At 49.3% G+C, this 25546-nt stretch carries 28 protein-coding genes and 1 tRNA gene; 12 read left to right on the top strand and 17 right to left on the bottom strand.

Translation table 11 applies throughout. The annotated features are described in order from the left end of the window. Nucleotides 1–90 precede the first annotated feature (90 nt). Nucleotides 91–471: a Fe-S cluster assembly scaffold SufA gene (sufA, locus tag LDL70_RS08515; protein WP_075654899.1), complete on the top strand. Its 381-nt coding sequence runs from the start codon at nucleotides 91–93 to the stop codon at nucleotides 469–471. Between the two features lie 56 nt (nucleotides 472–527). Here sufA and LDL70_RS08510 read toward each other — a convergent pair whose 3' ends face one another. Together LDL70_RS08510 and LDL70_RS08505 are read right to left on the bottom strand one after the other, a co-directional pair. Further along, complete coding sequence (locus LDL70_RS08510; RefSeq protein WP_225684845.1) at nucleotides 528–2063, bottom strand: DEAD/DEAH box helicase; 1536 nt, start codon at nucleotides 2061–2063, stop codon at nucleotides 528–530. A gap of 371 nt (nucleotides 2064–2434) precedes the next feature. Continuing rightward, on the bottom strand, nucleotides 2435–3208 hold the full coding sequence (locus LDL70_RS08505) for an NAD kinase (RefSeq protein ID WP_022711433.1): 774 nt from the start codon (nucleotides 3206–3208) through the stop codon (nucleotides 2435–2437). A gap of 141 nt (nucleotides 3209–3349) precedes the next feature. On the opposite strand from LDL70_RS08505, the gene LDL70_RS08500 reads away from it, so the two are divergent. Then, nucleotides 3350–3425 (top strand) — tRNA-Thr (locus tag LDL70_RS08500). 260 nt (nucleotides 3426–3685) lie between these two features. On the opposite strand, the gene LDL70_RS08495 is transcribed toward LDL70_RS08500, so the two are convergent. After that, nucleotides 3686–3997: a hypothetical protein gene (locus LDL70_RS08495; protein WP_225684844.1), complete on the bottom strand. Its 312-nt coding sequence runs from the start codon at nucleotides 3995–3997 to the stop codon at nucleotides 3686–3688. 286 nt (nucleotides 3998–4283) lie between these two features. Between LDL70_RS08495 and LDL70_RS08490 the strand changes: the two genes are divergently transcribed. Next, on the top strand, nucleotides 4284–4505 hold the full coding sequence (locus LDL70_RS08490) for a hypothetical protein (protein ID WP_139316355.1): 222 nt from the start codon (nucleotides 4284–4286) through the stop codon (nucleotides 4503–4505). Between the two features lie 432 nt (nucleotides 4506–4937). Here the strand turns inward: LDL70_RS08490 and LDL70_RS08485 are convergent, their stop codons facing one another. Then, nucleotides 4938–5858 carry a DMT family transporter gene (locus LDL70_RS08485; RefSeq protein ID WP_225684843.1) on the bottom strand — a complete coding sequence of 307 codons (921 nt, stop codon included), beginning with the start codon at nucleotides 5856–5858 and terminating at the stop codon, nucleotides 4938–4940. A 117-nt stretch (nucleotides 5859–5975) separates the two neighbouring features. On the opposite strand from LDL70_RS08485, the gene LDL70_RS08480 reads away from it, so the two are divergent. Then, a complete protein-coding gene (locus LDL70_RS08480) occupies nucleotides 5976–6878 on the top strand; it encodes a LysR substrate-binding domain-containing protein (RefSeq protein WP_225684842.1) in 903 nt (300 codons plus the stop codon). Between the two features lie 255 nt (nucleotides 6879–7133). Here the strand turns inward: LDL70_RS08480 and LDL70_RS08475 are convergent, their stop codons facing one another. Further along, nucleotides 7134–8204, bottom strand: coding sequence for a porin (locus LDL70_RS08475; RefSeq protein ID WP_225684841.1), 1071 nt, complete (start codon nucleotides 8202–8204; stop codon nucleotides 7134–7136). 824 nt (nucleotides 8205–9028) lie between these two features. Here LDL70_RS08475 and LDL70_RS08470 point away from each other — a divergent pair. Next, the gene (locus LDL70_RS08470; protein ID WP_225684840.1) at nucleotides 9029–9451 is read left to right on the top strand and encodes a VOC family protein; all 423 of its coding nucleotides are present in this window, start codon (nucleotides 9029–9031) and stop codon (nucleotides 9449–9451) included. A 172-nt stretch (nucleotides 9452–9623) separates the two neighbouring features. Here the strand turns inward: LDL70_RS08470 and LDL70_RS08465 are convergent, their stop codons facing one another. Continuing rightward, nucleotides 9624–10085 (bottom strand): DUF2165 family protein, encoded by a 462-nt coding sequence (locus LDL70_RS08465; protein ID WP_370637821.1) that lies wholly within the window; start codon nucleotides 10083–10085, stop codon nucleotides 9624–9626. Nucleotides 10086–10446: 361 nt separating this feature from the next. Here LDL70_RS08465 and LDL70_RS08460 point away from each other — a divergent pair, with 361 nt between their 5' ends. Next, nucleotides 10447–10698 carry a hypothetical protein gene (locus tag LDL70_RS08460; RefSeq protein WP_370637625.1) on the top strand — a complete coding sequence of 84 codons (252 nt, stop codon included), beginning with the start codon at nucleotides 10447–10449 and terminating at the stop codon, nucleotides 10696–10698. Between the two features lie 94 nt (nucleotides 10699–10792). Here LDL70_RS08460 and LDL70_RS08455 read toward each other — a convergent pair whose 3' ends face one another. The 7 genes from LDL70_RS08455 to LDL70_RS08425 all read right to left on the bottom strand — a co-directional run bounded on the left by LDL70_RS08455 (nucleotide 10793) and on the right by LDL70_RS08425 (nucleotide 14176). Further along, nucleotides 10793–11056 carry a hypothetical protein gene (locus tag LDL70_RS08455; protein ID WP_022709407.1) on the bottom strand — a complete coding sequence of 88 codons (264 nt, stop codon included), beginning with the start codon at nucleotides 11054–11056 and terminating at the stop codon, nucleotides 10793–10795. Between the two features lie 220 nt (nucleotides 11057–11276). Beyond that, entirely contained in the window at nucleotides 11277–11963 is a 687-nt protein-coding gene (locus LDL70_RS08450; RefSeq protein ID WP_225684839.1) for a hypothetical protein, read from the bottom strand. A 227-nt stretch (nucleotides 11964–12190) separates the two neighbouring features. Then, nucleotides 12191–12436, bottom strand: coding sequence for a hypothetical protein (locus LDL70_RS08445; protein ID WP_022709409.1), 246 nt, complete (start codon nucleotides 12434–12436; stop codon nucleotides 12191–12193). Nucleotides 12437–12475: 39 nt separating this feature from the next. Further along, nucleotides 12476–12775 carry a hypothetical protein gene (locus tag LDL70_RS08440; RefSeq protein ID WP_225684838.1) on the bottom strand — a complete coding sequence of 100 codons (300 nt, stop codon included), beginning with the start codon at nucleotides 12773–12775 and terminating at the stop codon, nucleotides 12476–12478. A gap of 153 nt (nucleotides 12776–12928) precedes the next feature. After that, nucleotides 12929–13126, bottom strand: a complete 198-nt coding sequence (locus LDL70_RS08435; protein ID WP_022709411.1) for a hypothetical protein — start codon at nucleotides 13124–13126, stop codon at nucleotides 12929–12931. 228 nt (nucleotides 13127–13354) lie between these two features. After that, nucleotides 13355–13579 (bottom strand): hypothetical protein, encoded by a 225-nt coding sequence (locus LDL70_RS08430; RefSeq protein ID WP_028233250.1) that lies wholly within the window; start codon nucleotides 13577–13579, stop codon nucleotides 13355–13357. A gap of 135 nt (nucleotides 13580–13714) precedes the next feature. Then, complete coding sequence (locus LDL70_RS08425) at nucleotides 13715–14176, bottom strand: EF-hand domain-containing protein (RefSeq protein ID WP_221719700.1); 462 nt, start codon at nucleotides 14174–14176, stop codon at nucleotides 13715–13717. A gap of 214 nt (nucleotides 14177–14390) precedes the next feature. On the opposite strand from LDL70_RS08425, the gene LDL70_RS08420 reads away from it, so the two are divergent. Then, a complete protein-coding gene (locus tag LDL70_RS08420; RefSeq protein WP_225684837.1) occupies nucleotides 14391–15317 on the top strand; it encodes an alpha/beta hydrolase in 927 nt (308 codons plus the stop codon). Nucleotides 15318–15342: 25 nt separating this feature from the next. On the opposite strand, the gene LDL70_RS08415 is transcribed toward LDL70_RS08420, so the two are convergent. The 4 genes from LDL70_RS08415 to LDL70_RS08400 all read right to left on the bottom strand — a co-directional run bounded on the left by LDL70_RS08415 (nucleotide 15343) and on the right by LDL70_RS08400 (nucleotide 19240). Beyond that, complete coding sequence (locus tag LDL70_RS08415; protein ID WP_225684836.1) at nucleotides 15343–16092, bottom strand: F0F1 ATP synthase subunit A; 750 nt, start codon at nucleotides 16090–16092, stop codon at nucleotides 15343–15345. 210 nt (nucleotides 16093–16302) lie between these two features. Then, entirely contained in the window at nucleotides 16303–16545 is a 243-nt protein-coding gene (locus LDL70_RS08410) for a YdcH family protein (protein WP_028233253.1), read from the bottom strand. A gap of 76 nt (nucleotides 16546–16621) precedes the next feature. Then, a complete protein-coding gene (locus LDL70_RS08405; RefSeq protein WP_075654908.1) occupies nucleotides 16622–17941 on the bottom strand; it encodes an Hsp70 family protein in 1320 nt (439 codons plus the stop codon). A gap of 126 nt (nucleotides 17942–18067) precedes the next feature. Beyond that, nucleotides 18068–19240 (bottom strand): dihydrodipicolinate synthase family protein, encoded by a 1173-nt coding sequence (locus LDL70_RS08400; RefSeq protein ID WP_225684835.1) that lies wholly within the window; start codon nucleotides 19238–19240, stop codon nucleotides 18068–18070. 170 nt (nucleotides 19241–19410) lie between these two features. On the opposite strand from LDL70_RS08400, the gene LDL70_RS08395 reads away from it, so the two are divergent. The 5 genes from LDL70_RS08395 to LDL70_RS08375 are packed head-to-tail and all read left to right on the top strand — an operon-like array spanning nucleotide 19411 to nucleotide 25395. Then, on the top strand, nucleotides 19411–20460 hold the full coding sequence (locus tag LDL70_RS08395; RefSeq protein ID WP_225684834.1) for a LacI family DNA-binding transcriptional regulator: 1050 nt from the start codon (nucleotides 19411–19413) through the stop codon (nucleotides 20458–20460). Continuing rightward, the gene (locus LDL70_RS08390) at nucleotides 20457–21467 is read left to right on the top strand and encodes a Gfo/Idh/MocA family protein (protein ID WP_225684833.1); all 1011 of its coding nucleotides are present in this window, start codon (nucleotides 20457–20459) and stop codon (nucleotides 21465–21467) included. The genes LDL70_RS08395 and LDL70_RS08390 overlap by 4 nt, the downstream gene beginning before the upstream one ends. 4 nt (nucleotides 21468–21471) lie before the next feature. Next, nucleotides 21472–23097, top strand: a complete 1626-nt coding sequence (locus tag LDL70_RS08385; protein ID WP_225684832.1) for an acyl CoA:acetate/3-ketoacid CoA transferase — start codon at nucleotides 21472–21474, stop codon at nucleotides 23095–23097. After that, nucleotides 23090–23869, top strand: coding sequence for an enoyl-CoA hydratase/isomerase family protein (locus LDL70_RS08380; RefSeq protein WP_225684831.1), 780 nt, complete (start codon nucleotides 23090–23092; stop codon nucleotides 23867–23869). Before LDL70_RS08385 ends, LDL70_RS08380 begins: the two co-directional genes overlap by 8 nt. Next, the gene (locus LDL70_RS08375; protein ID WP_225684830.1) at nucleotides 23869–25395 is read left to right on the top strand and encodes an aldehyde dehydrogenase family protein; all 1527 of its coding nucleotides are present in this window, start codon (nucleotides 23869–23871) and stop codon (nucleotides 25393–25395) included. Before LDL70_RS08380 ends, LDL70_RS08375 begins: the two co-directional genes overlap by 1 nt. Nucleotides 25396–25546 lie beyond the last annotated feature (151 nt).

The raw sequence follows: 25546 nt of genomic DNA, 5'->3' as shown, positions 1-25546 counted from the left end.
AATCGGGGCTGAGTGCAGGATTTCAGGTTGGCCTCGCAAGTTGAAACTACATGGCCTTGAACCATGTAACAGATACAAGTGAGAAATTTTATGGGACGTTTTTCCATCATGACCCTGACCGACGCAGCAGCGGAACGCGTGCGCGAAATTCAGGCCTCTCATGAGGATGCTCTGGGTATCCGTGTGGGAGTGAAAAAGGGCGGCTGCGCCGGTATGGAATATACGATTGCGTTGGCTGAAGAAGCCAAAGCCGGTGATGACCTCATCGAGCATGAAGGTGCAAAAGTCTATGTGGCACCGGAAGCTGCGTTGTTCCTGCTTGGCACACAGATGGATTTTGAAGTGACAACTCTGCGCACAGGTTTTGTTTTCAATAACCCGAACCAGACATCGGCCTGTGGCTGCGGTGAATCCGTTGAGCTGGCACCGGTTACACAAGAAGCACTGGATGCTGCGCATCGCGCTGCCTGATTTTTAATCTGACTTACAGATAATAAAAAACCCGCCATTCGGCGGGTTTTTCTTTTTTAAATGTTGATTGGTATCAGCATGAAGGCCGGAATATCATCGCCGAAGCCCAGCGGTGACGGCTCATCATCAAAATCACGACGATGGCGTTTATTCTGCTGACCATTCTGGTTGTGGTTCTGGCGGCGATCTTCATGGCCGTTTTTGTGCGGAGCAGGGCGAACCGGTTCCGCTGTAACAGCGGTGCCGATGGAGACATTGTCCGGCAGAACAGGCTGCGGCGCATTAAGCGCGGAAATGTCTGCCACAGCCTGAGGTGCTTCAGCAGTTTTTTCTTCTGCAACGCGTGGCTGTGTCTGTTTTTCCTTGTGATCTTTATCACGGGATTTCTTGCCGTTCTTACCACGGTTGTTGCGGCCGCGGCGACCGGTTTCTTCGGTCTCTTCCTGTGCAGGCAGAGTGGAGAGATCACCGTCCAGCCATTCAATCTTTTCGCCGATCATTTTTTCGATGGCATCAAGATATTTGGTATCTGCACCGGTGATGATCGAGAATGCCTTGCCCGAGCGGCCTGCACGACCGGTACGGCCGATGCGGTGGACATAATCTTCCGCATGGATCGGAATGTCATAGTTGAACACATGGCTGACATCCGGAATATCCAGACCACGGGCAGCCACATCGGAAGCCACCAAAAGCTGAAGATTGCCGTCTTTAAAATTGCTCAGCATGGTCATGCGCGCGCGCTGATCCATATCGCCATGGAGCGCACCGGCATTGAAGCCGTGCTTTACCAGCGAGCGGAACAGTTCTGACACATCCATTTTGCGGTTGCAGAAAATAATCGCGTTTTTCAGCTCATCGCCTTCGGCCTGAATAAGATCACGCAGCACTGCGCGTTTATCCCATGGCTTCTTGGCCGATTTAACCAGACGCTGCGTCACCGTCTTTGCGGTTGTCGATGCTTTGGCAACTTCAACGCGCGCTGGTGAATGCAGGAACTGTTCAGTCAGCTTGGTGATTTCCGCAGGCATGGTTGCCGAGAAGAACAAGGTCTGACGCGTGAAAGGGATCAGCTTGCAGATACGCTCGATATCAGGAATGAAACCCATATCCAGCATACGGTCTGCTTCGTCGATAACCAGAATTTCAACACCGGTCAGCAGCAGTTTACCGCGCTCAAAATGATCGAGCAGACGACCAGGTGTTGCGATCAGCACATCAGCGCCGCGTTCCAGCTTGCGCTCCTGTTCATCAAAGGAGACGCCGCCGATCAGCAGAGCGACGTTAATACGGTGATTAACGCCGTATTTTACAAAATTCTCTTCAACCTGCGCTGCGAGTTCGCGGGTTGGTTCCAGAATGAGTGTACGCGGCATACGTGCGCGTGCACGGCCTTTTTCAAGCAGATGCAGCATCGGCAATACAAAGGATGCTGTTTTGCCGGTACCGGTCTGGGCAATACCGAGAACGTCTTTACGTTCCAAGGCCTGAGGAATGGCGCCAGCCTGAATAGGAGTAGGGGTGGTGTAACCGGCGGCTTCTACCGCTGCCAGTATTTTCGGTGACAGACCGAGTTCTGCAAATGTCGTCAATGGAGGCGTAGCTCTCTTTTTGGAAGAAGCGCACTGGACCCGACCGGTAATGTCCGCATGACAACAGGACAGGAAAAGCGCTTATGTTTGCGCATTGCGTTAAAATTAATAAAGCCGTTACGGGGAACAGGCCAAAAAGTCAACAAAAATGCCGTTTTTGCTTCGATTTAGGTTGATATAATTGATATTCCGTCAGCCCACAACTGTATGATCTGCCAATAGAAGCATCGCATTGTTATAAAGCGATGCTGTTTATCTCTGTTTTATCAGTGGTTTTGCAGATCCGTGTATGACTAACTATGCGGTTTTGACCGGATTTTTCTTGGCTTTCTGACTAGTACGAGTTTTGTGCGCCAATAGGCGCATGGCGCTTAATAACGGAACTGCTCATTGAGGATGCGCTCATCCCATGTATGCTCTTCATCAAAAAGCAGGGTGACACGGTTTTGCGTATCTTCGCGCACGGTTACAGAGGTGACGGATTTCACTTCTGTATGATCCGCAACAGCATTGACCGGCCGTTTGTCGACTTCAAGAATATCCATCCGCACAGTCACTGATTTCGGCAGCAATGCGCCGCGCCAGCGACGCGGACGGAAAGGGCTGACGGGTGTCAGAGCCAGCAGCGGGGAGTCGAGCGGCAGGATTGGTCCCTGAGCGGAAAGATTATAGGCGGTGGAGCCGGCAGGGGTGGCCACCATCAGTCCGTCGCAGATCAGTTCTTCCAGCCGTACCTTGTCATCAATGCTGATGCGGATTTTCGCTGCCTGGTAAGATTGGCGCAAAACGGACACTTCATTAATGGCCAGTGCTTTGACCGTACCGCTCTCACGTGATTCAGTAATCATTTCAAGAGGGCGGATGGTTTCGGCATGAGCGGCTGCAACACGCTTGGGTAAGTCTTCCTCGTGATACTCATTCATAAGGAAACCGACCGAGCCGCGATTCATGCCGTAAATCGGGCGCTCGTGATTCATATGATCGTGCAAAGCCTGCAACATGACCCCGTCACCGCCCAGCACAATGAGGGCATCTGCTTCATCTGCAGGTGATTCACCATAGCGATTGCGTAATGATTCCGCGGCCGAGACCGATTCCGGAGTGCCTGAAGTGATATAAAAGAATTTTTTATACGGGTATTTCATCAGTTTCTGCCGAAAAGCTGCATGATTGGATGAGGATTTGTAGCCTAAATGTGGATAAGAGGCAAAACATTGTTATTTTTTCTGCGTCTAAGCGATTTTCCGTTTTACAAACAAAAAGAATATGCTATCTAGCCGTCAGTTGCCCTTATAGCTCAGTTGGTAGAGCACCTGATTTGTAATCAGGGGGTCGGGAGTTCGAGTCTCTCTGGGGGCACCACTTACAATCTTCTCATTGTAATTGTTGTGCTTTTTCAACTAATCTCAGAATTGAGATTTGATAATACGAAGCATTTATAATCTTTTCCCACGCATGTTATTGTTTAATGCAAAGGCTACTCCTGCCATCTCTTTGGCAGCATGTTTGATGCTGTTCAGTCGTTGATTGTTGAAGGTTGATTCTCCGCAGTCAGGATTCGGTTTCCTGTTCACTATTGTCAGAGCGCAGAAGAGATTAAAATTATAGTTTTGTGGGGCAGCTTAATGGCTGCTTTTTTTATGGACGAGCCATAGATGCAATATCTGCAAGCCAATCATTGCAATGCCCAGAAAAATAAGGGATTGAGTTGTTGACTGCTGATGCTCTGAAATACTGGTGAGAATAAGCGCAGAGCTGATCACCGCAAAAATGGCAGGAAATGAAGCCAGTGCTATAACTCTCGGAGCTGACCAGTTAACCTGTCCGGAAAGTCTCCATTGCATCGGAAGTCTATGCAGATGATGAAGTTTATTATTTGCTGCTATGGCAATTAAACTCATTAACAACAGAACGATAAACCCAGCAGCATACATTATCGACCTCGGATGTCGGGGAATTCATTTATTCACTTTGATCATCGCTGCAATGTGTGAAGTTTTGGTGCGGATAGTGCCTGCTCCCGATTAACATGTCGGCTGAGAGGCTGAATTGCGTCTGACAGTTATAATTATCCGTTTACTGCTTAAGCCACCAGTTCAGGATGTTATGTCAGTGTTCTAGCCGTCGATAATTGCGGGGCTTTAATTGTGGCCTCAGAACTGGGATTTATTTCGTGCCAAACTACAATATTATTAATTTTGTATATTGGAGGGTGGATATATGAAGAAATCTATTATTGTCGTATTTTTAATAGCTTCAATGGCTACCGGATCAAGTCTCGGGGTCGCAAATGCTGGCCCGTGGTGTGATGCTGCCCGAGAACAACAAATTAAGCCGCCATCGGGAAATCCTGCAGTTGGAAACCCGTACAAGAGTGGGGAAGCCGGTGCAAATTGGGGCAGTTTTTTTGCTCAAGTGATTTTTTGCGCTTTTGATTTGTAGAATTAAAGAGACGTGCTGTTTAGTATATGAGCTTGCGAAACTTTACCCCGCTTCGGCGGGGTTTTTTATAATGTCGCTGGCATTTGTTGTGGCTGATGTGTCCGGTGTTAAGTAGGCTCCTGAACTTATTATAGCATCGCATATTATGGCTGCGTTGCCGGCTCAGTCGGGTTTGAGCAGGGCTCTTGTCCTTTGAGGCTTTTGGACATGCAGGCGTAACGGTCAAAGCTTTTACCTGAGTCCATTGCAACTTTGCCCGCGCCGCAGGCCGTTAATGCGAGGGCGGCAATGAGCAGAGGAATAGCTCTTTTCATTTCAAAACAAGCTCTTATCAAATTTTCATTCCTGTGCGGCGTGTTGCAATGTTCAGATAAGGAAATACATGGTGCGATTTTGGCAATTATACGTCGGCTGATTGATCGATACCTATATTTACCGTGCCTTTTTATTACGCATAGTGAGTGCGAGACCTGCCAATATAAGTGAGACACCGAGCAAAAATTGTAAGCCAATATTGTCACCGAACAGGATGGCTGAAGCAATGATCCCAAATACTGGCTGAAGATATTGAATGCTGGCTGCAATCGGTGCCGGTACATTCTTTAAAATACTGATCCATAAGAATAATCCGGCCACACTCACGATTAATCCAAGATATGCAGCTGCACCGAGTGAAACGGCCGTGAGTGTGAAGGGAGCCTGATAAGTTTCCCAGGCAGCAAGCGGGATCATTGCCAGCAGCCCGAAGAATGTGCTCCATGTTACGACTACAACAGTTCCATATTTAAGCGTCAGTTCAACACTCCAGACATAATAGAACGCAACCGCAATAGCCGAAATCTGTATCCAGACAGGCCCTGAAAACGTGGTGGTTATGTCAGAGGATGTGTTCTCAAATGCAACAACGACAATGCCAATAAACGCTGTCGCAACACCGCATATCTGAATAATCGTGATCGGCTGCTTTAACCGGTATGTTGCAAAGATCACAATAAACAAGGGAATGGTTGCGGAGAGAATGGTTCCGACTGATGCCGATGTACCATTTACACCTATTGTCTGCGCGACCTGTCCCAAACCAATGCCGATGATGCCAAGCATAGCCACGGTGGGGACTGCTTTCCACGGTAAAGGCTTTTTCCCGATTAACAGCAATAGCATAAACGGCACGGCGACTGCATAACGCAATGCGGTGAGTGTCAATGGTGGTGTTGAGTTTAAACCCAGCTTGGTTGCTGGTATCGAGAGCCCCCACATCAGCGCCAGAAGCAACATAGCACCAAAGCTGACAAGCGTGACCGGCTTGTGAGAAATTGCCATATATGCAGTTTTGTTGCTTAAGGTTTGACTCATTGAGAAATCCTCAAAATAGCGCGGGCTTTTCTTAAGATTTACCGCTCTCAGCCTCTTGCAGACAAACCATTTATAATCACACTATGCGTGAGATTTTGTCATGTATGGATGTAAAATATGGCAGGCCATCTTCCTCCGCTACAAACGCTTCGTGCTTTTGAGGTTACGGGCAGGCGATTAAGCATGACGCTTGCTGCAAAAGAGCTGTGTGTTACGCATGGAGCCGTCAGCAGGCAGATCAGGGCATTAGAGGATGATCTTGGGTGCAGGCTGTTTAAGCGCTTGACGCGGAAAATTGAGTTTACGGATGACGGGGCAAATTACTTTGCCGCAGTTACTCACTTGCTGTCGGAACTGGCGCGGGAGACTGAAAATATCCGGACTAGAAATACTGACGCAAAACTGGTCATAAATTGCAGTATTTCATTTGCGAGCAAATGGTTAGCGCAGCGTTTGCACCGCTTGATGAGTTGTTACCCCGATTACGATATCCATCTAGAGGTGAATGAAAATGCTGTCGATTTTAATGTTTCCTCTGCGCATGTCGTTTTACGTTACGGGAATGGCATATATCCCAATGCGGATAGTGAGCGCATCATGGACGAGACTGTAAGTCCGGTTTGTTCCCCTGCTTATCGTGAGAAAACGGGAGGTATAGCCACTGCCTCAGATTTGCTTTCCTGTAAATTGATACATGAAAACGGAATGAAAACAGACTGGCATCGTTGGTTTGAGCTCTTCGGGGTAAAAGGCAGTAATATACGCGGTGCCGGTTATAGTCATGGAAGTATGTCCATAGAGGCAGCAATCAGAGGCGAGGGCGTGGCACTGGGGCGCAGCGTACTTGTCGCCGAGGATCTGGCCTCAGGCCGGCTGGTGGAGCTGTTTCCTGCATTCCGTCTGAATGTTGAGCATGGCTATGATCTTATTTACGCAAAAGGCAGTCGTGATCATCCGAAAGTTTGTGCATTCAGAGATTGGATGAATGAGGAAATCCGCCGGTTTAATATGCCTGAATAGCACTCTTATCCTCGGATAAGTGCTTGGCGTGCCAATCCTTTTCAATGAGAAGGATAATACCGAAGGGCGGTTTATAAAAAGAGGCTGGAATATCTAATTGTGTTTATAAAATAAAAACACGGCGAGATGTTTGATTTCCCGCCGTGTCCCGTGAGCGTAGCTGAATGGATAGTATTTTGATGACTGGAGGTCATAACCAAGTCTAGACTACGCTCTTAGGGAGATGTGTTATATTCATCCCCCTAATAAATTTTATTAGAACGAACGCTGGAAGCGGATCATACCACCGAATGCGCCTTCGCCACGAACGGCTGGAGCGTATTTGTCGGTGTCTTTCCACTTGGTGTAGGAAACTTCAGGAGTAATTGTGAAGCCTGGAACCAGCTGGTAAGCTACGTTTGCAGTGTAAGCCTGTTTGCCGAAATCTTCGTAAGCAGCCTGCAGGTTGAAAGTAGCTTTGTCGGTTGCCTTGTACTTCAGACCACCCCAGACAGCCCAATCGCCGCCCCAGTTGCCGTACATGCCAACAGCTTCTTCGTAAGAAGCGTAACCGCCCTGTACCCATACGGAGAATACGTCAGTTACGTTTACGTCGAGGCGAACTTTACCAGCCCACTCTTCGATTTCAGAGTCGTAAGCTGCAGCAGCTGCGATCGAGCCCCAAGCCTGTTCGAACTTCAGACCACCAACAACGTGTGGCATGTAGTCGTCGATTACGCCGTCATACTTGTTGCCGTTGATGTCGGTAAAACCAGCAACTTTTTCACCCTGTTCAGCAGAGATGATTGCCGAGAAGCCGTTGCCGCCTTTGAAGGTGTAGCTGATGATGTTTGTGTTGTATGCACCTGGCGATACAACGTCATCGTTGATTACGTCGCCGAGGTAACCTGTGAAGGTGTGGAATGCTGAATCGGTTTTACCGATGAGCAGGCCGCCCAGCTGAATGTAAGCGTGCTTCAGAGTGTGGCTGCCCTGTGCGCCGTCACCGAAGTTGAAACGGTTTTCGGTGAAGGTCTTCAGAGTACCGAGTTCGGTTTCCGAAGCTGTGTGTGTGCGCAGTGTGAAGCGGGTGTTGGTTGACCATGTTTCGCGGTCACGGCCGGAATACACATCGTCGCCAGCTTTAAAGTCAGCGCGAACATAACCGGAAAGACGCAGGCAGGTTTCTGTGCCTGGAATGTAGAAGTAGCCAGCGCCGTAAGCGTCGCAAACGCGCACATATTCTACTGCTTCTGGTTCTGGTGCAACGATGGCGTCGGCAGCCTGAGCGCCGGTTGCTGCAACGAGTGCTGCAGCGGAGCCGAGAAGAAGGCTCTTAATGGTCATTGTGTATTCTCCCGCGTAAGCGATTGATTGTTGAGACTTTCCAATTTTGAGATTCGGAAACATCTTGCGCTTCGGTTGATATGGAAGGCGGGAGGGTATGGAAATATGAAAAATTACTGAAATATGAGATGGAAATGACCCTGTATCTTTTTGGTCACAATTTAGTGAGTGGTAAAATTGTTGTGAGATTGGCGTGGAAAAATACCTGATCGAATGAGACCTTTTTAAAGAGGTGCCTTACCTTAAAATTAGTGTCATGAATATGGAGGGTCGTAAAATTACTAAATAAAATCAATTACTTGAATTGATGTTGCTCGAGATGATTATCGTTGGTTTTTATGATATTTGTGACATGTTTATTACAGCGCTATTTTCAATGACTGGCAGCACTTTTCTTTACTCACAATAAGTTGAAAGCAGTGTTTTTCATCATGCGTTAGCTTTCCTGAACTTTTCCGAAATATCGCCGTCTGTAAAATAATTGGCGGACAGGCATGTCGCATTTTGACTTGAAATGCGCATTGAATATTCATGATTCTTGTAGTGAGCTGCTTTCGCTAAGTGCAAATTATGTGCTGGTGCGCATGTATTCGCGCTTTATTTGTAAATGGCAATTCGTTGCAGACCTTGCAGCAGTCTGGCTCTGAAAACGCGAATATTGACCTGTATTTGGCCTGCAGTTATCATCAGGCGGTCAAAAACAGGTTAGGTTCGGGAAGGTTGGCCCGGCCCCCGCTTTGCGGGTCCTTCTGTCACAAAAGCTGACGGCCCATGACTATTGAAGTGTCCGTATGGTGCGGACGCTAAATAGGAAGGGTATGGATATGAAACCACGTATTTCTGTTCTCACACTCGGCGTGGCCAATCTCGAACATTCTTTTTCATTCTATCATGATGGGCTGGGATTGCCGTCTGAAGGCATTTTCGGGCGTGAATTTGAGCATGGTGCCGTGGCGTTTTTTGATCTCTCCGCTGGCCTGAAACTCGCAGTTTTCGCGCAGGATGATCTGGCCTATGACTGCGGATTGCAAAAGCATCCGGTCAGTTCTACCGCTGTCAGTATCGGGCATAATGTTCTGCTGCGGGAAGAGGTCGATGACGTAATGCTCAAAGCTGAGCGTGCAGGTGCAAAAATCGTGAAGGCACCGCAGAATACTTTCTGGGGTGGTTATGCAGGTTATTTTACTGATCCCGACGGGCATTTATGGGAAATAGTCTGGAACCCGAAGATGCTGCCAGCGGATTGATATCTGCCAGCAATAAGTCCTAGCAAAATATAGCCTGATTATAGCATCAAATATGGCGGCCATTCGGAGTCTTGAATGCGGGCTGTATTGCACGCGACCGTCAGTTCAGGCTTTTGTTGAGGCAAAGCAAAGCCCTGCCGCATATGGCTGCGGCAGGGCTGTTATTTAAATCTTATTCGTCGTCTTTATCCGGCTGAACCAGATAAATCAGAACCAGAATGATGGTCACGAAGAAGCGGAATGCGTCAGGTACGCCATTCCACTGTTTGGACATCCACATTCCGAACCATTCACCGCCCACCGACATAAAGGCGACCTGCCATGTCAGAAAGCCGAGGGTGAGACCTGCAACTGCAAGGTTTTTGCTTTTATTGAAAACTTTGGCAGGTTCATTGCGTGCTGCCAGCAGTTTGAAACCGGCAACCCAGCAGATAATGGCAGTCAGTGTTTCGAGGGTTATAATGCCAATATAACCTACGTGATGAAGCCATTCAGATTCAATGGCTCTGTACTTGATTGTTGCATCAGGAAAGATTGTATCCATGAGGAATACGTGATGCACAAATGCAAAGTTTGAGCCGTAATCTGTGATGTTGCCAAATGCTACCAAGGATGCAAATAGGGCAATTGCCATCACCATAAATATTTTTGATAGACGTATGATCATATTGTAACTTTCTTTATTTATCGGGCGCGTAAGCACTCGGATATAATAAGCGCTTATCTGCGGGAGTGCTTAGGTTGGTTTTATAATTAAAACAATAATTTTAAGCTGATATATTTTTTATAAACAAAATACTCGCATTCAGATGCGGGATTTTCTGCGAGGATATGCCGGTATTATATTCTTTTTTGGTGCTTAATGATTGTCAAAAGTAACTCAGACGAACTGATATCTTGAAAACTTCTTGTTGATGAATTTACTGCGCAACTATTGTTTAAATCATGGAAGATCGCAGATAAATATTCGAACTCGCCTGATAGCTGCAGTCGTCGTGGCACTCATCGTCGGTTTCGGTTTTATGGCCTATGATAAATATACGGATGCAGAGTGGGTTGTTTCACCGCAGACAATTGAACAGGCGCGCAATGATGGCCAAACGGGCGTAGAAACGCGTCCAGGTACTGTAGCCGTTCGTGCTATACGCAGCGAAATCGCTGATCTGCTGCCTTATAAATGGGCTGCCTATGGTTTTGCAGCAGGGCTTTTGGTGTTCTTTTCTACCCGTCAGCGCAAAACGGCCTGATATGAGCTCAGATCAAGCCTCACGGTGCGGGCTTATCTATATAGCTGTATTTCAAGAAAGCGGGCTCCTTAGAGGATAAGGAGCCCGTTATATTTTAGCCTTTTATGGCAGACAGTAAGTCATCATATGCCTTACATGCCTGAGAATCATCCGCGCCATTGTATTTTGTGGCAAGTTCCTGAACTTTTGCCGACAATTCCTGCACTTTAGTCGGGTCTTTCATGATCGACTCTTGTAAGGCAGCATTCAGTTCCTGCGCTTTCTTGGCAATTATTTCCGGTGTGCATGCTGGCTCCTTCGAGCAGCCAGCTATTGTTGTTGCAGCAACAATAAGAGCAATACCTAAAATGCTTTTCATCGGTGTATCTCTCTGATCTGTGAATGAGATTTATTAACTGCCTGATCCTGATAAAGAGCAGGTGTCTCTTTCAGTATGAATTTTGCTTGGGAATCGGCAGTAATACCGGTTCAGGCCAAAGATTATCTTGGAAACTGATGCATTCTAAATCACTACTTGCGATATTCTGATGCAATATGTGTATTGTCTTTAAATGCGGGTGTGATTTTAAAATAACTGTTTAAGTGAGTGTGCGAATTATCATGGCGCCAAAGATAAAGCACAGCAATCCTGTCAGAACATAGGTGACGGAGAAGGCGAAGAGCCAGCATTCGTTCAGGTTGTAACGAAGCATATCCGCCTCTGTAACTGCTCTTGTTGCCAGATATTTCTTATATTGTGTTGATGCAAAAGCGATCAGTAACAAGAAACCGAAAATCAAAAAATAGGCTACGATCTGTAAGAACGGAAAGAAATTCCGGTGAATGCCCGGAACGCTCATTGTTGTGCGAAACAGGGCTTTCTGATGGGATAAGGGCGCAAAGATCAGCAATAATGAAATGATTGCGAACAGATACAGAGCGATGCGAAGCAGATGAATGCTTGCCGGATTTTTTACATAAGGAACCGGCGGAACCGCTGTGCCCCAAGGCGGAATTTTTGAGTTTGGATTATTCTGCACATACCAAAAATACCGGTGCATGCCGCGTTGCATAAGCGGCATTGTCAGCAGAACTGTGATGCCGACGGTGACGTAATTCATCACATCTTCTAAGGTAATCGTCGAATCCGGATAATATTTATTGATGAAAATCAATGTGCCAATCACGGCAAACATAACCACTGCCGTCATGGGCATGGTAATGAACATGACTTTCAGAATTTCAATAACGGTTCTGCCTGGTGTTTTGGGTGCAAAAGATGACATTGAGAGCCGTTCATTGATTTTATAACGCGCGGGACTTCTGTTCCCGTATTCTGAAGTGCTGAAATTAAAGCACAGACCATTCGCTGTGAAGTGCAGGGCAGACAGATATCTGTACGGGGGTACCTCATTTTCAGGAGGCGACAGCAAAGATAAAAGCGGCCGTCTTTGCAGAGGCCGCTTTCAGGTCGTGCATACCGGCCAGTTCTGACCGGCACTATGTTGCGCTGTTATTTGCAGCGTGCGGTATAAATCTGGCCGCGGCTGTTACGGTATTCACAATAACCGTTACGCAGATTGCGAACCAGAAGACCACCGAGAGCGCCTGCACCTGCGCCAATCAATGCGCCTCTGCCGCCGCCGGCAATGCCGCCGATGACTGCGCCTGCCGCTGTACCAACGCTGAGATCTTTTTCTGTCGTTGTGCAGCCGGAAAGTGCAACAATGGCGGCCACAGCAATTATAAACATACGCATGGTAAGACCCTTATTGTTTGAGACCCTGACCTGTAACTATCAAAAACTTCCGGTTTTGTGGTTTCTGTTCTGCCAGTACCGGTTTCGCATGCGCGGTGCCATGAACCAGGCGATAAATGGTGTAATCAGAAAACTGCAGCCAATAACCAGAGGAATAAGATATTTGGCGTTTTGCGCCAGATCAGGGATTGTGAGAACGATGATCATCCCAATTCCGAAAAGAACTGCGTTAATCGTCAGGCTGAGTAAAACGGCAATCTGAAAACGAGTGGACATTTCATTGCCTCCCTTATGCTCTGTCATATCAACGTAACCACAAAGAAATGGTTCCGCTGACATGGTTCTCAGGGCAAGATCTGAGGAGCAATGTCAGGATAAATCAAGTATTTCAGGCAAGCGGAAATTTAGCAAGTGATTGCTGATATGCTCTCACATTCTTGATGCATATTCTGCAGATGCGATATTTATGCTTCACCTGCAGAATACAGGGTCTTACCGTTGTATCCGGGTTGCAACATACCACCCGATAACCGGTGTGATGAGCAGAGCCGCACCGACAACCGCCAGCATCGGATAAATAGGTTTTTGTGCCAGAGAAGGCACTGTCAGAACGACAATGAATCCTGAGCCGACCAGAACAATAAATGCGATTGAGCCGATCATTGATGCCAGATGGAAATTAGTCGACATTTGTCCCTCCGAGAGTGGTTCTCAATATGAACCAGAAGCTCTGTGCCTTTGTCTCTGGCCGGTTTCGTGAAAAGCTGCAGGCAGATGTGGGTTGCATTCGCAGGCTGTTCTCTGCACAAGCGGCAATTTCCGAAGCGGTCAGTTCTTTCAAAGATTACAGGGAGGTTTTATCGCGCAAGTGATGGTGGTGCATTGATTAGGATCAAGCAGAGCAGGTTTCAGGCAGGTTCAGGAGCGGAGATTTTCAATGCGGGCGATCAATCCGGCGATTTCCTTCGGGTCTTTTATTCCGCTTTCATAAATACGAATGACGGTACGCGCTAACTGATCTTTATTCTCGTCCGTTGTCGGGCAATAACCGAGGATCTCGCAGACCTCATTATAGGCGGTCTGAAGTGTCTTTATTTGTTCAGGTTTGTAAATTCCAAGATAATCAGTCTTTTGAAAAGGCATGATATCTCTCCTGTTTCTATAATTTGGTACTAAAATAAAAAGAAAATCAATGACTAAAAATTTCACTTTTTGATGAGCGGGACGGGTTTTTGCTCGAGAAAAAAGAAAGCCCGGCATTAAGCCGGGCTGTTGGTTTTATGGCTTCGGATGTTCACCCTGACCATGTTTGCCATGGTGTCCGTCTTTGCCATGGCGCTTACCGGCTTTTAACTCGCTCCGATCCAGTTTGCCGTCTTTGTTTTTATCCAGTTCGGCAAAGCGTTCCGCGCGCTTTTTCTCAACGGCTTCAAGCGAGATTTTTCCGTCGCCATTCACATCAAGGCGGCGCTCCATGCGGTCTGCCGAGCGTTTCACCATCATTTTGAGAGCATGGGCTTCAATTTCTTCGCGGGAGAGGATGCCGTCCTTGTCGGTGTCGGCCGCTTTTAACTCATCCATGCGGGAGAATTTTGCGAGATCAATCGGCTCACGCTCAGGCTTTTTGGAGGTCTGTTCAACAGTTTTTTCAGTATTCGTTTTCGATGCATCCTGTGCAAGAACAGGTGATGCGAGTACAGATGAAGCAACGAGTGCAAGAATTAAAGTTTTTGTATTCATGGTAATTATAACTCCGTCACAAATTAACTTGAGCCTTTAATTGGCATAGGAGTAATATCTAGCTGTAAATGTGTACTGAATATGAACAAGCCAATTACAAATTTGTAATGTTCTGCAGTATGAATTTCAGGCTGTCATATTTTCAATCCGGCCTGTAATTTGCCATGACCAGATAATGCCCGATAATAAATGAATGTTGGTACTGATGCGTATTTTGAATAAGACGTCTGAACTACTTTATCTCATTGCATTTCTTGGCAGTTTTTTAGCGATGCAGCTTTATGGAATGGCCAATGTGATGGCGGCAGAGCAGGGTGATCCGGTGACTTCAGTTTTTGATATGCGTGCAAACGGGATTGATTACCGGATTTTTGTTGCTGCGCCAAAAACTGCGGAAAATGACAAGCCCATGCCGGTCATCTATATGATTGACGGCAATTCGACCTTTCCGATGGCCGTGGATGTGGTGAAAAAAAGGCCGCAATTGCGCGCACTGATTGTCGGTATCGGTTATCCGACACAATCGCGCGAAGATATTGTGCGCTCCAGATATTATGATCTGACACCGGAAACACCTGCGGAGCTGATCCCTGCGCGCGGAAATGATGCTGATCTGCCGCGCACCGGAGGAAATGCCGCATTCCTGAATTTCATTGAACAGCAAGTGAAACCGGAAATAGAGCGGCGCTATGCCGTTGATAAAAACAATCAGACCCTGTTCGGCCACTCACTCGGGGGCTTATTCACGCTGCATGCGCTTTTTAGTGAGAAAGGTAGCTTTCAGACTTATAGCGCCGCTGATCCGTCTGTCTGGTGGAATAATCGCTCAATTCTGAAAGAGAAGGATCGTTTCATTGAGCAGGCAACGGAGACGGGTAAGCCGGTCAAAGTGCTGATTGAAACGGCAGGCAAGTCAGTGATGCGCGAAGGCGTTGACAAGGATCGTGCAGCGCAGCTGAAGGCATTGCGTGGCGGACCGAATGGCAGGGATATTTATCAGGAGCTGGTTGCGTTGCCTGGCGTTTCAGCAAGCTTCCATCAATTTGCAGGTGAAAGTCACGGATCAATGCTTCCTTATGCCGTTGAAGATATGCTGCGTTTTGTACTGGAAGATGTGAAGCCGGTTCAGCCGCCAGAGTAAGCGGCGGCTGAAGGTCTCTGATATTTTAATGGGACGGATGCAATGCATCATTCAGATACATGCAGGTGAGCATGGTGAAGACATAGGCCTGAATCACTGCCATCAGAAATTCGAGAGCGGTGATACCAACCGTCATTGCCAGCGGCAGAATGGCGGTGATAACGCCCAATGTGCCAAGGCCTGTCAGCGAGACAACAAATCCTGCGAAAACTTTCAGCGTAATATGACCTGCAAGCATAACGGCGAAGAGACGAACCGAATGGCTGACCGGTCTTGAGAGAAAAGACATAATCTCAATCGGTACAATAATCGGCGCCAGAATAAGCGGCACGCCTGACGGCATGAAAAGGCGGAAAAATTTGGTTCCGTTGCGCACAAAGCCATAGATTGTCACGGTCAGGAAGACAGTCATGGCAAGGCCGAATGTTACAATAATATGCGCTGTTACAGTGAAGGCATAAGGGAACATTCCGAGCAGATTGGCCGTGAGAATGAACATGAAGAGGGTAAAGACCAGCGGAAAGAAACGTCTGCCTTCTTCACCGGTATTATCCCGCAGTGTCGTGGACACGAATTCATATAAAATTTCGGACGAGGATTGCCAGCGGTCAGGGATAAGGGTTCTGCCGCGTGCCGATAAAAACAGATAGGCACCGGCGCCGATTGTGGCAATCAGCATGAACAAGGCTGAATTGGTAAAAGCGATCTGAAAGCCGCCGACTTCACCAAATTCTGCCAGTGGTTTGATTTGAAATTGTTCAATTGGTCCGGCCATATGATGTACTCCCTGGCAGGCGGGGTCGTCCCCGTTGGGTTACACCGGCGCAGGTCGTCCTGCGCTATGTACTTGCAGCAGAGTAGAGCGATTCGGACAGGGCACGCTATCAATTGTAGAAAATAATTGGCCGGTCAAAAAAAGAGCATTTTCAATATATGAGATTGAAAATGCTCCTGAGGACTGTGTTTTCAGCCGCTATGCGAGATATCAGGCCTGCTGGCTGAGTGCCTGTTCAATCTCGTCTTTCAATGCAAGACGACGCTTGCGCAGAGCTGTTTCATTGTCCTGACTGGTCGGTTCAATCTTTGTCTCTGCGCGGTGAATCTGATCATTCACGTCGTCATATTCCTCAAGCACTTTGGCAAAGCGCGGATCAGCGGCTTTCAGAGCATGAATCTCATCCAGTTTGCCCGGAAATTCTTCGCCAAGTGTATGCGGTGTGTTGGACATGCTGTTTCCTTCCTTGATTTATTTTGTTGAAGGATTCTTCGCATGAGTCTGCGCTCTTTACATTGATCAGGATCAATCAGAACTTGACTGACCAGCGTTCAATATCATTGCTCTGACCGATCAGTGCGAGACCGGTGGCGATGGAGTCGAACTGGTTGCTGCTGGAAACATCCGCATGTTCAAACTGCTGCGAGAACAGGGTTTTAATCGCCGGCACAAAGGATGTGCCGCCCGTGAGGAAGACGCGGTCAATATCTTTGTCTTGCAAACCGGCATTCCGTACTGCGCTGTCAACGGAGGCGGAGATCGCCTGCATATCTTCGGCAATCCATTTTTCAAAATCCGAACGCTGAATTTGGGCTTCGATTTTAAAGTTCTCGGCTTTGAATTGCAGATCGGATGTCTGGGATGAGGACAGGCCTGCTTTGACATCAGACACGACGCGGTAAAGCTCGAAGCCGTAATCGCCTTCAATCATTTCAATGAAGTGGTTGAGGGCTTGCGGATGTTCTGCCTGCGATGCAAGCTCATGAAGCTCCCGAAGTGTGGACGGGGAATTCATCAGAAACAGGGTATTCCAGCGGGCAAAATTCGCAAAATAATGGTTCGGAACCTGCAGTACTTTGCCAAAAGACTTGTAATTGCTCTTCTTGCCGAGTTTCGGAGAGACCACATTATCAATGATACGGTAGTCAAATGTATCACCGGCAATGCCCAGACCAACCTGACTGAGTGGTGTTGAAGTCAAACCACTTGCGCCCACCTCAAAATTTACGATCGAAAAGTCGCTCGTTCCGCCGCCAAAGTCGGCAACCAGTACTGTCGATGTATCTGTCAGCTTTTGTGCATAGAAATATGCCGCTGCAACCGGCTCATAAACATAATGAATATCCGTGAAGCCGAAGGCGCGTAGCGCTTTCTCATAGCGTGCCATTGCCAGCGCTTCATCAGGATTATGGCCTGCAAAAGTAACCGGACGACCGACGATGACTTTGTTGCCGCGGGAGGGCAGTCTGTCTCCGAGGCGTTCGGCCAGTGTTTCCAGAAAAGTCTGTAACAGATCTTCGAATTTAAAGCGCTTGCCGTAGACCGGCGTATCGGTGAAGGATTTGCTCGCGGCGAAGGATTTGAAGGATTGCAGGAAACGGCAATTATGCGGATCAGCAATGAAGCGATCCATCGCCCACGGGCCGCTCTCGACATTGCGATGGCCTTTATTACCATCCTGCCAGAAGCACAGCACGGAACGATAGGCTGAAACGATAGCATCATCTTTCGGGAAGCTCATAACTTCGGCAATGCCATTACCGTCTGCTACGGCAATAACAGTGTTGGTTGTGCCGAAATCGAGGCCGAGGGTTATCTTCTCCGAGGGTGAGTGATTTCCCGCAGTCATTGTTCAAATCCTTGCATCTGTGCCCGAGAGAGATATTGGGGAGGCATCTTTGAGAAAGCCGCCTTTATAGCCGTTTGGAACGCAGGGTCAATTGAACAGAGAGCAGGATTTCAAGAGTGAAGAGACTTATTTCACGCCTTGTGTGCTTAGCCAGTTTTGCATGCGGCGGATGGCCAGATCCGGCCTGTCGAGCACATTGGCCTGATCTGCCAGCCGGAAAATATCGGTGTAATGCAACAGGCCGCGTGCCGATTGCATACCAGCAGGCATGGTGAAATGATTTTGATGGCCGTTGAGCCATGCCAGAAATACAACGCCTGCCTTGTAATATTGTGTAGGTGCCTCAAAAATTTTACGTGATAAGGGCACGGTCGGCTCAATCACCGAACGGAATGTTGCATTGTCACCGGCTGCAAGCGCACTCAGCGCATAGGAGGCGGAAGGAGCGACAGCATCGAAAATGCCGAGCAGGGCATGACTGTAGCGATTGTCGTCTCCCTCAATGAGTTCTGCATAATTAAAATCATCGCCGGTGAAGCACAGTACATTCTCAGGCAGGCGATTGCGCAGTGCAATCTCGCTGGCACTGTCGAGCAATGAGATTTTAATGCCCTCAACACGGGAACGGTTATCATTGATAATCGCCAGAACATTTGTGAGTGCATCTTCAAAGGGACTGTCTGCCTGACCCGTCCAGTAACCGCCAAGTTGCGGATCAAACATTTCACCCAGCCAGTGCAGGACAATTTTGTTCTGCGCCTGAGACAGAATACGGCTATAGACAAGCGCATAATCATCGGGGCTGTGGGCGATATGTGCCAGAGCGCGACTGGCCATCATAATGGCGCGGCCGCCATGTTTCTCCACAAATTCCAGCTGGGTTTCATAGGCTCTGATCACATCATCAAGAGATTTGGCCTCAACTGGTGCAAGCTGGTCAGTTCCAATCCCGCAAGCGAGATCTGCACCTTTGACAGTACGGGCGGTTTCCAGCGAGCGGCGGATGAGTTGCTGCGCGCCGTTCCAGTCCAGCCCCATACCGCGTTGTGATGTATCCATGGCTTCAGCGATTTTGAAACCGAGGCTCCAGAGATGATGACGAAATGTCATGGTTGCGTCCCAGTCGATGGCGGGGCGGTTCCACGGATCAGTTTCACGCAGCGGATCGGAGACAATATGGGCGGCAGCATAGGCGATGCGATTGAACTGCGGCGCCGTTTGCGGACGAGGCACGACAGTGCCTGTCAGATGATAGTCTGTGATAGTGCCGTCTGCATTCGGAAGCCGCAACATTGCCATGGTGCTGTAATCTCCGGAAAAGCGAAAATAATTTAGATCGTTCCAATTTTTGAAAGAGTAATTCATTTTTTTACAGATGCAACAGGCAATTTGCATCGATTTTTCGGATTAATCTTCACTTGACAAATTTGGAACGATCTAATTTTATGGAGGAAGACAGGGAGAATGCCGTGAATAAAAAGCGTGTCACCGTTGTTGAAATTGCACAGGCTGCGGGCGTGTCCAAGTCGACTGTGTCGCTTGTTCTGCAAAATTCTCCGCTGGTAAATGAGGCCACAAGAGCTAAAGTGACCGCTGTTATCCGCGAGCTTGGTTATGTCTATAATCGCGGCGCGGCCAATCTGCGCCAGTCCGGCTCCAATTCAAAAATTATCGGCCTTGTCGTCAATGATCTGACCAACAGCTTCTTCGCAGAACTTGCGGTCGGGGTTGATATGGTGGTGCAGTCGGCAGGCTATGTGCAGTTTCTCTCGCATACGGGAGAAAGTCCGGATCGTCAGCGCGAAGTCATTACTTCTATGCGTGAGCACGGTATTTCCGGACTGATTGTGTCGCCTGCGCGCGGCACGCAAGCCATTGATCTGAAGCCGCTGATCGTAGGCGGAATTCCGGTTGTTGCGACTGTGCGCAATGTGGCTGGTGCCAAAGTTTCTTCTCTGATGTCGGATAATCACGGCGGGGCAATGGCTGCGGTTGAACATCTGGTGGTGCTGGGGCATCACCGCATCGCCTTTCTCGGCGGTTTTGCCGATACAGGCGTGTTTACTGAGCGCTATCAGGGCTATGCGGATGCTCTGCAACGGGCAGGCATTGTGCTCGAAGAGGCGCTGATTATCGGTTCTGCGCCATCCCGCGCTGGTGGTGTGGATGCCATAATGCGCGCAATGCAGCTTGCGGACAAACCGACAGCCGCGCTTTGTTTCAATGATGCGGTGGCATTAGGTGTGTGTGACGGGTTGAGGGCGCAGCGCTTGGAGCCGGGTGCTGATTTTGCCGTTATCGGTTTTGACGATGTGATTGAGGCCAAATCTGCGGTTCCGGCACTCACCACGGTCTCCGTCGATCCGCAGGGCATGGGGCAGAAGGCGGCACAGTTACTGCTCAAGCAAATCAATGCGGGGCAACCGGAAGCCGAGGCGATTGTCAGTTCCGTGCGCCTAGTCGTGCGGGAAAGCTGCGGTGCGACAAGGCAAGGGGAACAGCGGAGGATTACAGGATGACAGTGCGGTGGGGTCTTATCGGCGCAAGTACAATCGCCTCAGAATGGGTGATGGATGCAATCCGTGCAACTGGTGGTGAGGTTGTCAGCGTGATGAGCAGCAGTGCTGAGCGCGGCGAAACCTATGCGGAAGAGAACAGAATTCTCCGATCTGTCAGCACGCTTGATGCGCTGGTCAATGATGCGGAAACCGATGCTGTCTATATCTCGACAACAAATGAGCTGCATCGCAATCAGGCTATCGCCGCGATAAAAGCAGGCAAGCATGTGCTGTGTGAAAAACCGCTGGCACTTTCCCTTGAAGATGCCCGTGCCATGGTTGAGGCGGCCAGAGCGGCGGGGGTGGTTTTTGCCACCAATCATCATTTGCGCAATGCTGCCAGTCATCGTGCCATGCGTGACGCCATTGCTGCAGGCAGGATCGGCAAACCGCTTTCCGCGCGGGTTTTTCATGCGGTTTATCTGCCGCCGCATTTGCAGGGCTGGCGGCTTGATAGGCCGCAGGCCGGTGGCGGCGTTATCCTCGATATAACCGTACATGATGCGGACACACTGCGCTTTGTGCTGAATGATGATCCGGTTGAGGCGGTGGCTTTCGGTCAGTCCGGCGGGATGGGAAAACAAGGGCTGGAAGATGCGGTAATGGGTGTCTTGCGCTTTAAATCCGGTGTGCTGGCGCAGTTTCATGATGGGTTCACCACGCAATTTGCCGAAACAGGTTTTGAAGTCCATGGCACAGAAGGCTCACTGATTGCCCGTAATGTGATGACGCAGAAGCCTGTTGGTTCTGTCATTTTGCGTAATGCGGAGGGTGAGCAGGTTTTGCCGCTGGAGCAGCGTAATCTTTATGAAACCGCGCTGGAGGCATTTCACAATGCAGTTAAGGGCAAAGGCGCAGTTTCTGCCAGCGGTGAAGATGGTGTCTGGTCACTGGCAACCGCGCTTGCCGTGGCGCAATCCGTGAAAAGCGGCAGTGCCGTGCAAATCAGAACCGGTTTGGGAGAATGATAATATGAACAAGCATATTACTCCCGCACAGGCTGCGGCTCTGATCCCCGATCATGCAGTGGTTACCGTTTCCTCATCAAGCGGACTTGGTTGCCCTGATCTGATGCTCAGAGCTATCGGTGAGCACTTTGAGGTAACGGGGCATCCGCGCAATCTCACGACGCTGCATCCGATTGCGGCTGGGGATATGAGCGGTATCAAAGGCATCGATCATATTGCCAAAAAAGGTCTGCTGGCGAAGATTATCGGCGGGTCTTATCCGTCCGGCCCGTCATCGGCAGAACCGCCGCTGATCTGGCAGATGATCGGCGCGAATGAAATTCCTGCCTATAATGTACCTTCCGGCATTCTGTTCGATATGCATCGTGAGGCTGCTGCCAAACGACCTGGCGTGATAACTAAAATCGGACTGGACACTTTTGTCGATCCTGACCGGCAGGGCTGCGCCATGAACGAGGCAGCACAGCGGGAGCCGGTTGTGCGTAAGATCGAATTTGCGGATGAAGAATGGCTTTATTTTCCCAATATCATACCGCAGGTCGCCATTATTAGGGCAACAACGGCTGATGAACACGGCAATCTCACTTATGAGCATGAGGGAGCCACTCTCGGCGGGCTGGATCAGGCATTGGCCGCCCGTAACAATGGCGGCATTGTTATCGCGCAGGTGAAGCGCATTACCAAACAGGGCTCGCTGAAACCGCATGATGTGCGTGTTCCGGGGATGCTGGTCGATTATATTATTGTTGATCCGGAGCAGAAACAGACAACGCAGACAGTTTATGATCCGGCGATTTCCGGTGAGATTTTCAGACCATTGGAGAGTTTCCGCGTGCCGGAATTCAATGTGCAGAAGGTCATTGCACGCCGTGTTGCGCAGGAGCTTGAAGCGGGAAGCTGCGTTAATCTCGGTTTTGGTATTTCTGCCAATGTGCCGCGTATTCTGATGGAAGAGGGGCTGCACGGCTCTGTCACGTGGGTGATCGAGCAGGGCGCTGTCGGCGGTGTGCCGCTGCTGGATTTTGCATTCGGTTGCGCCTCCAATGCTGATGCCTATATGCCTTCGCCTTATCAGTTTACCTATTTTCAGGGCGGCGGCTTTGATGCCTCGCTGCTGTCTTTTCTTGAGATCGGGCGTGACGGCTCCGTCAATGTATCGCGATTGTCTTTCCGCCCGCATGTGACAGCGGGCGCCGGTGGCTTTGTCGATATTACTGCGCGGGCAAAGAAGATTGTCTTTTCCGGCATGTTTAATGCGGGCGCAAAGCTCGGCATTGAGAGCGGCGGACTGGTCATTGAAAAAGAAGGCAAGCTGAAGAAACTGGTCAATGAAACGGAGCATGTCACATTTTCCGGCAGTCGTGCCGTCGCGCAGGGGCAGGATATTACCTATGTGACTGAACGCTGCGTGATGAAGCTGACACCACAGGGCATTATGCTCACGGAAATTGCACCGGGTGTGGATTTGCAGGCGCATATTCTGGAGCAGTCGGAATTTCCGCTCATCATTTCGCCGGAACTGAAACTGATGGATGCCGCTTTATTCAGGGATGAGCCTCTTGGCCTGACTTTGCCGGAAAAGCCGCAACGTATTTTACAAGAGCAGATTATGGGGGCAGATCATGGCTGAGCCGCGTATCATAACCTCCCGTGACGGCGCCATTGCCACGATCACTGTCACAAGGCCGGATAAGCTCAATGCATTTGATATTGAAATGCTGAAGGAATTATCAGCAGCTTGTGATGCGGTTGAGGCGGATAGTGCTGTGCGGGTTGTTATTCTCACCGGCGCGGGCAAAGCTTTTTCCGCCGGTGGTGATATCAAAGCATGGGGCGCGATGCAGGCCAATGAATTCGGCCATCAATGGGTGCGTTTAGGACATCGGGTTTTTGAGCGGCTGGCAACTTTAAGAATGCCGCTGATCGCCGCGATAAACGGTCATGCTCTTGGCGGCGGGCTGGAACTTGCCGGAGCTGCGGATATCCGCATTGCCGAAAAGCATGTTACAATCGGCCTGCCGGAAACATCACTCGGCATGGTTCCCGGCTGGTCCGGCACACAGCGTCTGGTGCAGCGTTTTGGTGCGCAGATTATCCGGCGTATGGTGCTGGGCGGCGAGATGTTCACTGCTGAAGAAGCCTGCAAATTGGGGCTGGTGGATCAGGTTGTTGAAAGCGGCTCAGCTTTGGAGGCTGCCAAGGCCTATGCAGCACGTATTGTGACACGTGGACCTGCGGCGCTTGAAATATCCAAGCTGATGATCGGTGTTGCCAATGGCGAGGATAATGGCGCAGCAGTTGAAACACTTGGTTCCATGCTGGCCGCCAAAACCGGTGATCTCAAAGAAGGAGTTGCGGCTTTCAGCGGCAAACGTCCGGCAAATTTTAAAGGAGAATGGTAATGGCCGTTCTGATTGCGCCCAAGCCTCCGGCAGATATTGCTGTTCGTGATTTTAAAATGCTGATTGCTGGCGAATGGGTGGCCGCAGCATCCGGCAGGATGCTGGAACGCATTGCGCCGGGGCACGGAGTGCCGGTGAGCCGTTATCCTGAAGGCAGTCATATTGATGCAGAACGCGCGATTGCAGCTGCAAAACAGAGCTTTGATACAGGAATATGGCACAGCAAAACCGGTGCCGAACGCTCCAATATCCTGTTGAAAATCGCGGATATGATTGAGAAACGTGCAGAAGAACTGAGTTTCTGGGATGCTGTCGAGGCGGGAAAGCCGATCAGTCAGGTGCGGGGCGAGATTGCCGGTGCTGTTGATATCTGGCGCTATGCGGCGGCACTTGCCCGTGATTTGCATGGTGAGAGTTATAATACGCTCGGTGACGGCACGCTGGGCGTTGTGTTGCGCGAGGCAATCGGCGTTGTGTCGATGATTACGCCGTGGAATTTTCCGTTTCTGATTATCAGCCAGAAGCTGCCTTTTGCTCTTGCTGCCGGATGTTCCTGTGTGGTCAAACCTTCGGAAATGACATCAGCTTCCACACTGATCCTCGGTGAAATTCTGACCGAAGCAGGTGTTCCTGCCGGTGTTGTAAATATTATCACCGGTACAGGTGCCGGTGCGGGTGCACTGCTGAGCACACATGCTGATGTGGATATGGTGTCTTTCACCGGTTCAACCGGTGTCGGTCGTCTGATTATGGCGAATGCAGCGCAGACACTGAAAAAAGTGTCGCTGGAGCTTGGCGGTAAGAACCCGCAAATTGTCTTTCCTGATGCTGATCTGGATGCATTTATCGATGCTGCGGTATTCGGAGCTTATTTCAATGCCGGTGAGTGCTGCAATGCGGGTTCACGTCTGATTCTGCATAAAGATATCGCGGATGATGTGATCTCCCGCATTATTGATCTTACCAAAAAGGTGAAGCTGGGTGATCCGCTTGATCCGCAAACGCAGGTCGGTGCCATTATCAGTCAGCAGCATCTGGAGAAAATCAAAACCTATATATCCGGTGCCAAAGCGGATGGCGCAGCAGTGAGTGCCGGCGGCGGAACCGTGGATTTTGACAGCGGTCAATATATGGAGCTGACTTTGCTGTCGGGCGTTACGCCGGATATGGCCGTGGCGCGTGAGGAAGTGTTCGGCCCTGTCTTGTCTGTACTGACATTTGAAACTGCGGAAGAGGCAATTCATATTGCAAATTCCATAGATTACGGCCTGTCAGCCAGTGTCTGGAGCCGTGATTTCGACACATGTCTGACTGTGGGGCGCAAGGTGCGATCCGGTACAATCTGGATGAACACTTTTATGGATGGTGCATCGGAATTGCCGTTTGGCGGCTATAAACAATCCGGACAGGGCAGAGAGCTTGGCCGCCATGCTGTTGAAGATTACACGGAAACAAAGACTCTGAATATGCATATCGGCTCACGAAAAACGCTTTGGGTGCGTGGCGGGAGCGCGGCTGAAGAATAATATTTTAATCGATTTGAATTTTGCAGAACACTGCTTGACGAACGGAGAATTGTAACGTCCTATTTCGCCTGACGGTTGGTCGTAAAAGAATAGCCCGATCAATCTTGCGAGCCGAAAATTTATGCTGTTCGGGAGGACAGCAGGTAATGAC

This window comes from Pseudochrobactrum sp. XF203 (genome assembly GCF_020341615.1).
In the GTDB taxonomy this organism is placed as follows: Bacteria; Pseudomonadota; Alphaproteobacteria; order Rhizobiales; family Rhizobiaceae; genus Pseudochrobactrum; species Pseudochrobactrum saccharolyticum.
This window is presented reverse-complemented; position numbering and strand designations above follow the sequence as displayed.